The 13,338-nt window shown below is 66.8% G+C and carries 9 protein-coding genes; all 9 read right to left on the bottom strand.

Translation table 11 applies throughout. From position 1 onward, the window contains the following. The 9 genes from BLU54_RS14650 to BLU54_RS14690 all read right to left on the bottom strand — a co-directional run bounded on the left by BLU54_RS14650 (position 1) and on the right by BLU54_RS14690 (position 12,127). Complete coding sequence (locus BLU54_RS14650) at positions 1-1,455, bottom strand: UDP-N-acetylmuramoyl-tripeptide--D-alanyl-D-alanine ligase (RefSeq protein WP_091909852.1); 1,455 nt, start codon at positions 1,453-1,455, stop codon at positions 1-3. After that, entirely contained in the window at positions 1,452-3,071 is a 1,620-nt protein-coding gene (locus tag BLU54_RS14655) for a UDP-N-acetylmuramoyl-L-alanyl-D-glutamate--2,6-diaminopimelate ligase (protein WP_091909855.1), read from the bottom strand. The genes BLU54_RS14650 and BLU54_RS14655 overlap by 4 nt, the downstream gene beginning before the upstream one ends. Beyond that, a complete protein-coding gene (locus BLU54_RS14660) occupies positions 3,068-4,954 on the bottom strand; it encodes a peptidoglycan D,D-transpeptidase FtsI family protein (RefSeq protein ID WP_091909858.1) in 1,887 nt (628 codons plus the stop codon). The genes BLU54_RS14655 and BLU54_RS14660 overlap by 4 nt, the downstream gene beginning before the upstream one ends. Beyond that, positions 4,951-5,274: a cell division protein FtsL gene (gene ftsL, locus BLU54_RS14665; RefSeq protein ID WP_091909861.1), complete on the bottom strand. Its 324-nt coding sequence runs from the start codon at positions 5,272-5,274 to the stop codon at positions 4,951-4,953. Before ftsL ends, BLU54_RS14660 begins: the two co-directional genes overlap by 4 nt. Beyond that, the gene (gene rsmH, locus BLU54_RS14670) at positions 5,271-6,221 is read right to left on the bottom strand and encodes a 16S rRNA (cytosine(1402)-N(4))-methyltransferase RsmH (protein ID WP_091909959.1); all 951 of its coding nucleotides are present in this window, start codon (positions 6,219-6,221) and stop codon (positions 5,271-5,273) included. The genes ftsL and rsmH overlap by 4 nt, the downstream gene beginning before the upstream one ends. A gap of 143 nt (positions 6,222-6,364) precedes the next feature. Further along, positions 6,365-6,793, bottom strand: coding sequence for a division/cell wall cluster transcriptional repressor MraZ (gene mraZ, locus BLU54_RS14675; RefSeq protein ID WP_091909864.1), 429 nt, complete (start codon positions 6,791-6,793; stop codon positions 6,365-6,367). A gap of 468 nt (positions 6,794-7,261) precedes the next feature. Further along, positions 7,262-7,891 carry a 2-polyprenyl-3-methyl-6-methoxy-1,4-benzoquinone monooxygenase gene (coq7, locus tag BLU54_RS14680; protein ID WP_091909962.1) on the bottom strand — a complete coding sequence of 210 codons (630 nt, stop codon included), beginning with the start codon at positions 7,889-7,891 and terminating at the stop codon, positions 7,262-7,264. Positions 7,892-8,192: 301 nt separating this feature from the next. Continuing rightward, positions 8,193-9,944 carry a long-chain-fatty-acid--CoA ligase gene (locus BLU54_RS14685; protein WP_091909867.1) on the bottom strand — a complete coding sequence of 584 codons (1,752 nt, stop codon included), beginning with the start codon at positions 9,942-9,944 and terminating at the stop codon, positions 8,193-8,195. Positions 9,945-10,015: 71 nt separating this feature from the next. Next, positions 10,016-12,127, bottom strand: a complete 2,112-nt coding sequence (locus tag BLU54_RS14690; protein WP_091909870.1) for a molybdopterin-containing oxidoreductase family protein — start codon at positions 12,125-12,127, stop codon at positions 10,016-10,018. Between the last annotated feature and the right edge of the window lie 1,211 nt (positions 12,128-13,338).

Consider the following 13,338-nt stretch of genomic DNA (forward strand, 5'->3'; position numbering starts at 1 on the left):
TCAGTGCCCGCGCGACGCGTCGCGCAGCGTTAGCGCGTCGACGACGCGCTCCATCTTCATGTAACGCGAGCCTTTCACCAGAATCGTGGCCTCGCCCCCGTATGTTTCGCCCAGCGCCTCGAACAAGGCCTCGTGCGACGCGAAATGACCGCCGCGCGCCGGCGCAGCGCCCGCGAATGCCTGCCAACTGGCCTGCGTCTGCGGTCCCAGCACGAACAGCGCGTCAAGACCGCGTTCGCGTGCATAGGCGCCCACCTCGCGATGGAAGGCCTCGCCGTGTTCGCCCACTTCGCCCATGTCGCCGAGCACCAGCACCCGCGGCCGCACCGCTTCGGCCAGCACGTCGATCGCGGCGCGCACGCTGTCCGGGTTGGCGTTGTAGCTGTCGTCGATCACGGTTGCGCCGGCCAGCCGTTCGCACCGCGCGAGCAGCCGCTGCAAGCGGCCGCTGACCGGCTGGAACGCGGCCAGGCCGGCACCGATCGCATCCAGCGTCACGCCCGCGCCGAGCGCGCACGCCGTAGCGGCCAACGCGTTGCGCGCGTTGTGCCGGCCCGGGATCGCCAGCGTCACGATGAAGCGGCCTTCGGCGCACGTCACCGTCAACTCGCCGTTCGCATCCAGTCGGCCGACCACATCGGCGGCGCGTTGCGCCATCGCCTCGGCATCGCCCAGATCGTCGTCCAGCGCGAAGGTGAGCACCCGGCGCGCGCCCGCCGCCCGATGCCAGACCGCGCTGAACGGGTCGAACGCCGGGAACACCGCCACGCCGTCGTCCGCCAGCGCCGAGAGCGCGGCCGCATGCTCGTCGGCCACGGCGGCGACGCTCGCCATGAACTCCTGGTGCTCGCGCTGCGCATTGTTGATCAGCGCCACTGTCGGTGCGCACATCCGGGCGAGCACCGCGGTTTCGCCCGGATGGTTCATGCCCAGCTCGATCACTGCGAGTTGGTGCGTGGCATCCAGGCGCAACAGCGTCAGCGGCACGCCGATGTCGTTGTTCAGATTGCCGGCGGTGGCGAGACGACGCGACTTGCCTACCGCCGCCGCGAAGATCGCGGCGATCATTTCCTTGACCGTCGTCTTGCCGTTGCTGCCGGTGACAGCGACCACGGGCAGCGTGAAGCCGCGCCGCCAGCCTGCCGCGAGCGCGCCGAGCGCGAGCCGCGTGTCGGCCGTGCGCAGCAGTGGCAAGCCCGTTTCCTCGTGCACCTGCTGCAACGGCGCGACCGCGCCGCCTTGCGCATCGACCAGCGCGGCGGCCGCGCCCTGCGCGCCCACCGCGGCGACGAAACCGTGCGCATCGAAGCGTTCGCCGCGCAGCGCGACGAACAGATCGCCCGGTCCCGCCTGCCGGCTGTCGGTCACCACGCGTGCGAATTCGACCGTCTCGTCACCGAGCACGGTTGCTTCGCCGATCAAGGCGGCCGCACGAGCGAGCGTGGTCATGCTCATCGCGTCGCCCCCTCTGCATTGCCCGGGTTGCCCAGGTTGCCCGGGGGCGCGGCCTGTGTCGCGCGGGCCGCGAGGGCCAACAGCGCATGGTCGTGATCCGAGAACGGCCGTTTCTTGCCGGCGATCTCCTGGGTCGATTCGTGGCCCTTGCCGGCCAGCACGACGACATCCTCGACCCGCGCGCTACGCACCGTCTGCAGGATGGCACTGGCCCGATCCTCGATCGCGCGCACGCGCGCAGCCGCCGATGCGGGCACGCCGGCGGCGATCTGGTCGATGATGGCGGACGGCGCCTCGCTGCGTGGGTTGTCGCTGGTGAGGACCACCGCGTCGGCCAGCGTCGCGGCGATGCGGCCCATCTGCGGGCGCTTGCCCGGATCGCGGTCGCCGCCGCAGCCGAACGCCACGACCAGACGGCCGCCGCGCGCGTCGGCCAGCGGACGCAGCGCCGACAGCGTCTGCGCCAGACCGTCCGGCGTATGCGCGAAATCGACGATCAGCAACGGCTCGTCCGCGCGTTCGCGTCCGCCCAGCCGCTCCATGCGCCCGCGCACCGCCGGCAGCGCCGGCAGGCTCGCCAGCGCGTCGTCCCACGCCACGCCAAGACCCAGCAAGGCGCCGACGACCGCAAGCAGATTCGAGACGTTGAACGCGCCGAAGGTCGGCACCTCGATTGCGCGCGTCCCCCAACTGCCGTCGATGTCGAACGCCGTGCCGCGGGCGGTGGGCCGCAGATTGCGCGCGATCAGCGTGCGCAGCGCCGATGCGCCGCTGTGGCCGGTGCCGGCAGGTTCGATCTGGCCCGCGTCGGCGAGCCCGTAGGCGATCACCGGCACACGCGCGTCCGTGCGCGCCGAGAGCCGCGCGAGCAACCGCCGGCCGGCTTCGTCGTCGGCATTGATCACCGCGGCGCGCAGTCCAGGCCAGTCGAACAACCGCGCTTTCGCGGCTTCGTACGCGGCGAAGTCGCCGTGGTAATCGAGATGGTCCTGCGTCAGGTTGGTGAAGACCGCCACGTCGAAGGCCACGCCATTCACGCGCCCCTGGTGCAGCGCGTGCGAGGACACTTCCATCGCGACGGCCTGCGCGCCCTGCCGCACCAGATCGCGCAGCGCGCGCTGCAACCGTGCGGCGTCGGGGGTCGTGAAACCGGTTGCCACCGGACGCTCCGGAAAACCGCTGCCGAGCGTACCGATCACCGCGCAACGTCGCGCGCATGCATTCAACGCATGCGCGATCCAGAAACTGCAGGATGTCTTGCCGTTGGTCCCCGTGATGCCGACGGTATCGAGCGTTTCGCTCGGTGCGTCGTACCAGGCACTGGCGAGCGGCCCGGCGAGTGCATCGAGACCGTCGAGCGTGAGAACCGGCACCGTGGACGGGGGCGCCCCGACCGGGCCGCGATCGGACTGCCACAGAACGGCGGCAGCACCGCGCGCGACTGCGTCGGCCGCATGAGGCCGGCTGTCCGCGCCGTCGACCGCATACGCAAGAAACACGTCACCCGTGCGTATGTCGCGGCTGTCGACATGCAGATCGGCCTGCGGCGTGACGCGCTCCCGCAGCCACTGCAGCGCAGCGGCCACGCCGTCCGGACGGAGCGACGCGTGTGTCATCGCACCACCTTCGCGTGTTGCGTGGTGCCGACCGGCGTTGCGTTGGCGACAGCGGTGCGCTTGTCGGCGCGACGCGTCGCAGCCACCGGCGTGGCCGCGCCGCGCAATGCGGCGGTCGGCGCCGTGCCGGCCGGCGGTGCCGCGGGCGGTGCATAGGCGACCACCGTCGACTTCACCGCCATGTCCGGCGCCACGTTCAGTGCGCGCAGGACGTCGCCGGTCACCGTCGAGAACACCGGCCCCGCGACCTGCCCGCCGAAGTGCAGGCCGTTGTGCGGTTCGTCGACCGACACCGCGACGATCACGCGCGGGTTCGACATCGGCGCGACGCCGACGAACGACGCGCGGTACTTCGATTTGTCGTAGCCTCGGCCCGAGTGCTTGTACGCCGTGCCGGTCTTGCCGCCCGCGCGGTAGCCGGGCACCGCGGCCTGCGGTGCGGTGCCTCCCGGCGCAACGACGGTTTCAAGCATCTTGCGGACTTCGCGCATGGTCTCGGGCGCGAACACCTGCGGCCCCGGCGCTACCGGACCGTCCTGGTGATAGATCGACAGCGGCAGCAGGCGTCCCCCGTTCGCGAACACGGTGTAGGCATGCGCGAGCTGGAACAGCGAAACCGACAGGCCATAGCCATAGGACATCGTCGCCTGCTCGATGCGACGCCAGCTATGCCACGGCCGCAGTCGTCCGGCCACCGCGCCGGGGAAGCCGATCTGCGGCGCGCGTCCCAGCCCGAGCGTGGTGTACATATTCCACATTTCCTCCGGCTTGAGCTGCATCGCGATCTTCGTCGTGCCGACGTTGCTCGACTTCTGGATCACGCCCGCGACGTTCAACACACCGAAGTTGGCGTCGTCGGTGATCGTCGCGCCATCGAGCGTCAGCCGGCCGGGCGACGTGTTGACGATGGTCGTCGGCGTGACGCGATGCAGGTCCAGGCCGAGCGAGATCGTGAACGGCTTCATGATCGAGCCGGGTTCGAAGGTGTCGGTCAGCGCCCGGTTGCGCAACTGCTCGCCGGTCAGGCGGGTGCGATCGTTCGGGTTGTAGCTCGGATAGTTGGCGAGCGCGAGCACTTCGCCGGTACGCGCGTCAACCACGAGGGCCGCGCCGGCATGCGCCTTGTTGTTCTCGACCGCCTGCTTCAGTTCGGTGAAGACGATGTACTGCAGCTTGCTGTCGATCGACAAGCGGATGTCGGCGCCATCGTGCGGCTGCACGAGTTCGTCGACGTCCTGGATGATGTGTCCCATCCGGTCGCGGATCACGCGACGCTGTCCCGGCTGGCCGACCAGATCCTTTTGACGGCTCAGCTCGACGCCTTCCTGGCCGATGTCCTCGACGTTGGTGAAGCCGACCAGGTGCGCGGCGATCTCGCCTTCCGGATAGAAGCGCTTGTATTCCTTGCGCTGGTACACGCCAGGGATGTCGAGTGCGGCAACCTTCTCCGCGACTTCGATCGGCACCTGCCGCTTCACGTACACAAAGGTTTTCTGGCCCAGCAGCTTCGCGCGGGTTTCCTTCTCGCTCATCTCGAGCAGCTTCGCGAGTGCGGCGATCTTCTCGGCCGACACATCCTCGGGTACGTCCTCCGGCGCGGCCCAGATCGCGCGCACCGGCAGGCTGGTGGCCAGCACCAGGCCGTTGCGGTCGACGATCTTGCCGCGCGTGGCGGCCAGTTCGAGCGTGCGCTGGTAACGCGCTTCGCCCTGCTTCTGGTAGAACGCGTTGCCCGGACCTTCGATCCAGAACGCACGCGCCGCCAGCGCCGCGAAGGCGAGGAACACCAGAAAAACGACGAGCTTCGAGCGCCACAGCGGCAGGCTTACCGACAGCATCGGGCTTGCCGAGAAACGCACGTTGCTTTTGTCTGGCGCTTTCATCGGCGCGCTCCGGTAGGCGCCGACGCCGGCAGCGGTGCGATCTGAACCGGCGCGAAGGTATCGCGGTCGAGATATTGAGTCCGCGCCGGCGAGACCGCGTCCATGCCGAGCTGGCTGTGCGCAACCTGCTCAATGCGCGACGTCTTCGACAAGGCGCTCTGTTCGTACTGCAAGCGGGACCAATCCTGGGCGAGACGCCGCTGCTGCGCAACCGAACGTTCGAGTTCGACGAAGATGTGACGCTGCTTGTAGGTCGAGTTGACGACCGACAGCGCGCAACCGATGACGGCCAGCAGCAGAAGCATGTCCAGGCGGCTCATGCGGCCACCTTTTCGGCAATCCGCATGATGGCCGAGCGGGCGCGCGGGTTCGCCTCGACCTCGGCGTCGCCGGCACGCAGTCTGCCGAGCAGCTTGAGCGGCGGCTGCGGCAGGTCCGCGGCGCGCAGCGGCACGCGGCGGTCGACCGCCGGCGGCGTCGCATGCTCGCGCATGAACCGCTTCACGATCCGGTCTTCGAGCGAATGAAAGCTGATGACCACCAGCCGCCCCCCGTGCTCAAGCAACTGTAATGCTGCCGATAGCGCTACTTGCAGGTCCGCAAGCTCTTGATTGACGTGAATCCGTATAGCCTGAAAGGTGCGGGTGGCCGGATTCTGGCCCCTCTCGCGGGTCTTGACGGCGCGCGCCACGATCTCGGCAAGCTCGGCTGTGCGCTCGAGGCGACCAAGGCGCGCGGTGTCTGCCCGGCGAGCAACAATCGCCTTTGCAATCTGAACAGCAAACCGTTCTTCCCCATAATCCCTGATCACCTCCGTCAATTCTTCCTGCGATGCGCGCGCCAGCCAGTCCGCCGCCGACTCGCCGCGCGTGCTGTCCATGCGCATGTCGAGCGGCCCGTCGAAACGGAAGCTGAAACCGCGCGCCGGGTCGTCGATCTGCGGCGACGACACGCCGAGGTCCAGCAGCACGCCCGCAACCTGGGTCCGACCACGCGCACTTGCCGCATCCGGCAGCGTCGCGAACGAGTCGTGCACGATCTCGAAGCGCGCATCATTCAGCGTCGCGGCCTCGGCGATCGCCTGCGGATCCTTGTCGAACGCCAGCAACCGGCCATCCGCGCCCAACCGCGACAGGATTGCCCGACTGTGTCCGCCGCGCCCGAAGGTGCCGTCCACGTAGATGCCGTCGGCGCGCCACACCAGCGCGTCGACCGCATCGTCAAGCAGCACGCTGCGATGCGCGTGCGCCGTCCCGTTTCCACTCATCACGCCACGTCCAAAGCGATGCTGCCAGACCCCGGGGCGCACGCCTGCACGCGGTTCGCGGCGGCACAGGCCGAAGCCACCGGTCCAGCGGGAGGCGAGCAACAGAAGGAATCCATGCATAAAAACCGCTGGTCGCGGCACGACTAAAAACTGAAATTCTTCAACGCTTCGGGCATGCCCTGGGCAATCGCCGCCTGTTCCTTCGCGGCATAGGTGGCGGCGTCCCAGATTTCGAAATGGCTGCCCATGCCAAGCAGCATCACCTCGCGATCGAGCGAGGCAGCCTGGCGCAGCGCCGGCGCGATCAACACGCGCCCCGCACTGTCGAGATCCACTTCGAAGGCATTACCCAGAAAAATGCGCCGCCACCAATGCGCATCCATCGGCAGCGCGGCGATCTTGTTACGGAAAGCTTCCCACTCCGGCTTTGGGAACAGCAGCAGACATCCATCCGGATGCTTGGTGACGGTCACCGGGGCCTGCTCTTCGGTTCGCAGGGCGTCACGATGCCGGGCCGGCACTGCCAGCCGCCCCTTGCTATCGAGATTGAGCGCCGATGCTCCCTGGAACACACCACTTCTCCGTTGCAAGCGGGCGGAATGCTAGCCGGTCAAATTGCCTGTATCGGGAAAGTTTTCACACAAAACACCACTTCACGACACTGTTTCCCACTTTAGAGGATGCGCGAATGACGGTCAAGCGACACGACCGGTTTACCGCGCCTTTTTTGCCGTCAGAACAAAGACTTACGCACTTCGGAAAAAACTGCTTCAAAAAAACACTAGGAAAATTAACGTGATAGCTCAGTTTGTGAAGAACGAGCTTTAGATGGCTGTGCGTCGCTGATCCATTGCCGCTGGAAAACGACGCAAGTAGGCGGAGTTGCAGGGTTTTTTCGGCAACTTTCACGGCCTTCGAGGCCGGGAAAAGTTACTTTAAGGAGAAGTGAGGCGGCAAGAAGTGCCGGTTTTTGCTCGACGAGCCCGTCGCGTGCCGGACGCCCGCTCGGAACGCCCGGCACGCACTGAATCGAGGTCGAATCAGACGTAATAGGCAGTGCCGGTCATCACCTTGGACGTGGCCCGCATCAACATGCGCACGGGGAACGGCAACTCGCTGCCGCCGGCATCGATCGCGGTGCGCGCATGCTTGATTTCATCGATGCGCATCTGCTCGACAATCGCGCGAGAGACATTGTCAGCGGCTGGCAGCGACTGCAGATGACTGTCGAGATGTTGCTCAACCTGCTTTTCGGTCTCCGCCATGAACCCGAGATTGAAGCGATCGCCGAAGCGGCCGGCCACCATGCCGATCGCCAGCGAGCCGCCGTACCACAGCGGGTTGAGCAGGCTGACGCGGCCACCCAGCGCAGCGATGCGCTCCGCGGTCCACGCCAGGTGATCCTCTTCCTCGCGCGCCGCCTCGGCGAAGGTCTCGCGCAGTTCGCTTGAACGCGCGGTGATCGCCTGCGCCTGATACAGCGCCTGTGCGCACACCTCGCCAACGTGATTGACGCGCATCAGCGCTGCTGCATGGCGCTTCTCCTCGGCGGTCAGCGCGCCCTCGTCTTGCTGCAGGTCGCTACCCGGCATCGGACGACTCGCATGCGCGACGCCGCTCAACGAACGCAGTGCACGGTCGAAATGGGAGATCAGGGCATCCAAGGACATGGTCGTTTCCACAGACTGGTGAAACGTCCAGTTTACTCCGTGCGATCGCCCAGGGCATGCGGCGAAAGCGCAGACCCGCGACGCCGCGCAAGGGCTCGGCGGCAGCGCCGCTGACACGCTGCACCGCTTCGGCGATCGACCGTCGCGCCCCGGCCGAGGCGTCGCTCCGCAACGAGCAGGCAGGCAGGTGGCCGGACAGACGGCCGGAGTCCGGCCCGCGCCGCTCGCACCACGTCGAATGGACGCTATCGCGTGCAGCTGGATGCCTTGCGAACGCCGGCCAACGCCGGGTTCGCCGGATTCAATGGCTGCCAGTCGATAGCGCGCCCGCTTCTGCGGTGGCACCGCCGGCGTCGCGTCCCGCGTCGGGCCCTGCGGCGCGGCCCTCGTCACGCAGTGCGCGGCGCAGGATCTTGCCGACGTTCGTTTTCGGCAGCGTGTCGCGGAAGACAATGTCGCGCGGCCGCTTGTAGCCGGTCAAGCGCTCCCGGCAGAACGCGGCGAGTTCGGCCTCGGTCAGCGAACGATCCTTCCTGACGACATACAGGCGCACCGCCTCCCCCGAGCGCGCATCGTCCACCCCGACCACCGCGACTTCGTTGACCGCCGGATGCGCCGCGACCACCTCTTCGATCTCGTTCGGATAGACGTTGAATCCCGAGACGAGGATCATGTCCTTCTTGCGGTCGACCAGCTTCACGTAGCCACGGGCATCGATAAAACCGATGTCGCCGGTGCGAAAGAACCCGTCGTCGGTCATGACCGCGGCCGTATCGGCCGGTCGCTGCCAGTAGCCGGCCATGACCTGCGGACCCTTCACGCAGATCTCGCCCGCCTGGCCTGCCTCGAGCGCCTGTCCCGCGTCGTCGCGAATGCTCACGTCGGTCGACGGCAGCGGCAAGCCTATCGTGCCCGAATAGGTGTCCGCATCGCCGCGGTTGCAAGTGACGCAAGGCGAGGTTTCCGACAGGCCATACCCCTCGACGATCGGAACGCCGGTGATCTCGACCCAACGTCGCGCCACCGATTCCTGCACGGCCATGCCACCGCCGTTTGCGGCATAGAGACCACTGAAATCGAGACGCGCGAACGATGGCTCGTTCACCAGCGCATTGAACAGGGTATTGACCGCCGGCAGGGAGTTGAAGCGATAGCGCGCCATCGCCTTGACCAGTCCCGGAATGTCGCGTGGATTCGGCACCAGCACCGACAGGCCGCCGGCGCGCACCGACAGCAGCGCACACACTGTCAGCGCGTAGATGTGATACAGCGGCAGCGCTGCGATCGTGATCATCTGTCCGGCGTCCGGCTTGCGCCGCCGCGCCGGCGCCAGCCACATTTCAGACTGCAGCACGTTGGCGAGCAGGTTGCTGTGCAGCAGGATCGCCCCCTTGGCCACGCCCGTCGTGCCCCCGGTGTACTGGAGCAATGCGACATCGCTGGCCTGTCGCGTGACGGGCGCGACCGCCTCGTCGCGCGCTCCGATCGCGAGCGCCCGAGTCCAGCGCACCGCGCCCGGCAAATGCCATTCGGGAACCAGCTTCTTCACGTGCCGGACCGCGAAATCGACGAGCCACCCTTTTGCGCCAAGCATCTCGCCCAGGCTGGTCACGACGACATGACGCAACGGCACCTCGTCGAGCACCTTCGCGACCGTGTTCGCGAAATTTTCCAGCACGACGATGGCCTGCGCGCCACTGTCCAGCAACTGGTGCTTGAGTTCGCGTGCGGTGTAGAGCGGGTTGACGTTGACGACGATCATGCCGGCCCGCAGCGCCCCGATCAGCGCGATCGGGTACTGCAGGATGTTCGGCATCATCAATGCGACGCGGGCGTCCGTTGGCAAACCCGTCGACCGCAACCAACCGGCGAACCGGGCCGATGCACGATCCACGTCCGCGTAGCTGAGCGTATGGCCCATGCAGGCGAACGCCGGACGGTCGGCGTAGCGCGCGAAACTTTCCTCGAACAGGTCGAGCAGCGACCCGTAACGCGTGGTGTCGACCTCCGTGGCGACGCCCTCCGGGTATTCCCGAAGCCAAGGCTTGGTCATCGTCTCCTCGCTTTTATGTTGGTCTTGCGAAAGACGATCCTAGCGGCCCAGCCGGTGACGCGACAAGCGGTTTAGACGGTTTCCTCGATCTCCGCAGCCACTGGCGCGACCTCGACGAGGCAATCGTAAAAGGTGGCGGAGCCGCCGAGATCGGTCAACGCCTGGCTGGTCAGCTGGTTGGCGTTGCGGCCATCGCTGGCAAGCTTGCGCCACCAGATCGACGTGCCGACCACCAGGCCGGGGCGGGCGCGGTCGGTCACGCGCGCCCTCGCGCGCATCTCGCCGCGGTCGTTGAAGACGCGCACCGTTTGGCCATCGACGATGCCGCGCGCGGATGCGTCGCCCGGGTGAATGTCGACGCGCGGCTCGCGCTCGCTCGCCCGCAGGCTGTCGACGTTAACGAACGTGGAGTTGAGAAAATTGCGCGCCGGCGGCGAGATCATGGCCAGCGGATAGCGCGCCGCGAGCGGCGGATCGAATTCGGCGGATTCGCGCGGCGGCAGATAATCCGGCAGCGGGTCGAGACCCGCGTCGGCCAGCGCGCTCGACCAGAACTCGCAGCGGCCCGACGGGGTCCGGAAACCGCCATTGGCGAGCGGCGCGTCGGGCAGCGCGAGACGCAACCAACGCGCGCGATCCAGGTCGCTCCAATCGCATCCGTCGAGCAGCGGATCGTCCCAACGCAACGATTGCCGCGCCAGATCTTCGTCGCTTTCGTACAGCGCCGGCTCCGTCAGGCCGAGCGCGCCGGCGATACCGCGAAAGATCGCCGTATTCGGCCGCGATTCGCCTACCGGCGCGATCGCCGGACGATTGAGCATCACGTACGTATGGCCATAGGCACGATGCACATCGAGATGTTCCAGTTGCGTGGTGGCCGGCAACAGGACGTCCGCGAAGTCGGCGGTATCGGTCTGGAAGTGTTCGAGCACCACGGTGAACAGGTCTTCGCGCCCGAAGCCGGCCACGACCTTCGCCGAATCCGGCGCGACGGCAACAGGATTCGAGTTGTAGACGAACAGCGCTTCGATGCGCGGGTCCGATGACGCGTCGCCCGGCGCCAGCAACGCATCGCCGATTGCATTCATGTTCACGACGCGCGGCTTGCCTGCCCCCCGAGGCCGAAGATCCGGTCGTTCCAGCGCGGCACCGTTGACTGGCGCGTAGCCGGACGTCGATAACAGCAGGCCGCCCGCCCGATGGCGCCAGGCGCCGGTCAGCGACGGCAGGCACGCGATCGCCCTGGCTGCGTTGCCGCCGCCGTAGGTTCGCTGCATGCCGTAGTTCAAGCGGATCGCCGTCGGCGTCGTTGTTCCATAAAGACGCGCCAATGCGACGACGGTTTCGGCGGCAATGCCGCAGATGTCCGCGACGCGCTCAGGCGTGAAGGCGGCGGCGCGCTTCGCCAACTCACGCGCGCCCAGCGTGTGATCGCGAATGTAGTCGTCATCGACCAGTCCCTCGGCCAGCAGCACGTGGATCATGCCAAGGGCCAATGCACCGTCGGTCCCAGGCTTCAGTGCAATGTGCTGATGACACTTCTCGGCAGTCAGCGAGCGATAGGGATCGATCGCGACCAGTGTCGCGCCATTGCGTTTCGCCTCTTGCGCCCTCGCCCAGAAATGCACGCTCGATGTGATCGGGTTGCTGCCCCAGATCAGGATCAGGCGGCTCTCAGCCAGGAAGTCCGGCAGCATGCCGATGCTGCCGCCGTAGGTGGTCCGCAGGGCGGCAGCGCCAGCGGCCGCGCAGATGGTTCGATCCAGCTGCGACGCACCGATTGCATTGAAAAAGCGCGCCGCGATCGATTCGCCCTGAAGCAACCCCATCGTCCCGGCGAAGCTGTACGGCAGCACCGCACGCGGCTCGCGGGCAATGATTGGCCCAACCTTCTCGGCGATCAGGCTGAACGCCTGCTCCCAACCAATCGGCTCAAAACGGCCCTCGCCCTTGCGGCCGATACGCCGCATCGGTTGCGTCAGCCGTTCCGGATGATGCGTGCGCTCCGGATAGCGGGAGACCTTGGTACACAGCACGCCCTGCGTCGGCGGATGGTCCGGATCGCCTTTCACGGATACCGCCCGGCCATTCTCCACCGACACTTGCAGCGCGCAGGTGTCGGGACAGTCGTGAGGACAGACGGCGGTGAAAACCGTCTTCGATCGGTCGAGCGTTGACGACATGATGTTCTGGTTAGCAATGCGCAATCGTTGCCGGGGACGTCGCGTTAGCGACAGACGTCGCGTCAGCGACAGACGCCGCATCGAACATGCGCCGACGCGGAGCCGCACCGGTGACACTTGACAGTACCCGCCGGCAAACGGCCAGGTGCGGCGGAAAACCCTAACCGGACTGCAAAGGCCGAACGGTCAAAAGCCGCCCCGCGCCGCACTGAGTACCCACGAGAGGCGGCTGTCAGGGTCGTCGACGTGCTTCGATCCTGCCGCTTCACCGGCCATCGGCTTCGCGGCTTGCAACTTTCGACTTTCGGTTTCGAAGCTCCCGGCTTCAAGGCCATCGGCTTCGTGCCTGCCTGCTTGGTCCGATTGGCAAGCGCTGGCGTCTCGGCGGTTCGTGTCCGCTGTTCGTGTCCGCTGTTCGTGTCGGCGGTTCTCGACGCATCGCCGTTCACGGCAGCGAGTCGAGAGACCGAGCGTCCGCAGTCGAGACAATCGGCCGAGCGCTGACAGGCTTGCGCCGCACGCTGCTCCTTCTGGTCCCGTTGAACCATGGAAGTGGTTCGTCGACACCAAGCATTCTACGCATTGCGCAAACGGCGTGCGTGTTCCGCACAACGTTCGCCGCGCGCGCAGGCTGATGCACCGGCTGCGTCTGCTAAGGACGCGGGAACGGCCCGGGAAAACCGTGCGAGCGGTATGGGACAGTCGTCCGAACAGGGTGCCTCGGCGGCTTAGCGTGGATATCACCGGACGTCGGTCGATCGCCACCCTGGTCGCCACCGCATTCAGTCAGGAACCCGCAGCTCCCTGCCGCACATTCGCGGGCTTGAATACTACAGCCAAGCGTGGGAAGGCCATCGCGGCGTTTTGCCGGCCCGTCTGCCGGCCGTCCGCCTGTCAGCCCCTCCGTCCGTCGGCGCGCGCCACGTCCTATGCATGCCCGGCACTGCTGCGGTGTGCGTTTGGCAACGGCTGGCGTCAACGTTGGTACGTCAAGGAAGGAGCAAGGACGTGACAAAACAGGATTTCAAGTTCTGCTGCGGTCTGCATTGCGTAACACGATAGATCAACGCAAGGCAGGCGCGGTGAAGAGCAGCGCCAGGTCCCTGGGCGAGCGCCAGCCACACGACACCTTGCGGCATGAGGTCGTGATCGCGCACCGTCCGACATCCGATGCCGTTCATTCGCGGCGGCACGCCACATCGGCATCGCAA

The organism is Chitinasiproducens palmae, assembly GCF_900095735.1.
Classification (GTDB): domain Bacteria; phylum Pseudomonadota; class Gammaproteobacteria; order Burkholderiales; family Burkholderiaceae; genus Chitinasiproducens; species Chitinasiproducens palmae.

Bases quoted from the DNA above. Each gene is read 5' to 3' on its own strand.
- BLU54_RS14685 (WP_091909867.1), bottom strand. From the start codon at position 9,944: ATGACCAAGCCTTGGCTTCGGGAATACCCGGAGGGCGTCGCCACGGAG.
- BLU54_RS14650 (WP_091909852.1), bottom strand. From the start codon at position 1,455: ATGAGCATGACCACGCTCGCTCGTGCGGCCGCCTTGATCGGCGAAGCA.
- ftsL (WP_091909861.1), bottom strand. From the start codon at position 5,274: ATGAGCCGCCTGGACATGCTTCTGCTGCTGGCCGTCATCGGTTGCGCG.
- coq7 (WP_091909962.1), bottom strand. From the start codon at position 7,891: ATGTCCTTGGATGCCCTGATCTCCCATTTCGACCGTGCACTGCGTTCG.
- BLU54_RS14660 (WP_091909858.1), bottom strand. From the start codon at position 4,954: ATGAAAGCGCCAGACAAAAGCAACGTGCGTTTCTCGGCAAGCCCGATG.
- rsmH (WP_091909959.1), bottom strand. From the start codon at position 6,221: ATGAGTGGAAACGGGACGGCGCACGCGCATCGCAGCGTGCTGCTTGAC.
- BLU54_RS14690 (WP_091909870.1), bottom strand. From the start codon at position 12,127: ATGTCGTCAACGCTCGACCGATCGAAGACGGTTTTCACCGCCGTCTGT.
- BLU54_RS14655 (WP_091909855.1), bottom strand. From the start codon at position 3,071: ATGACACACGCGTCGCTCCGTCCGGACGGCGTGGCCGCTGCGCTGCAG.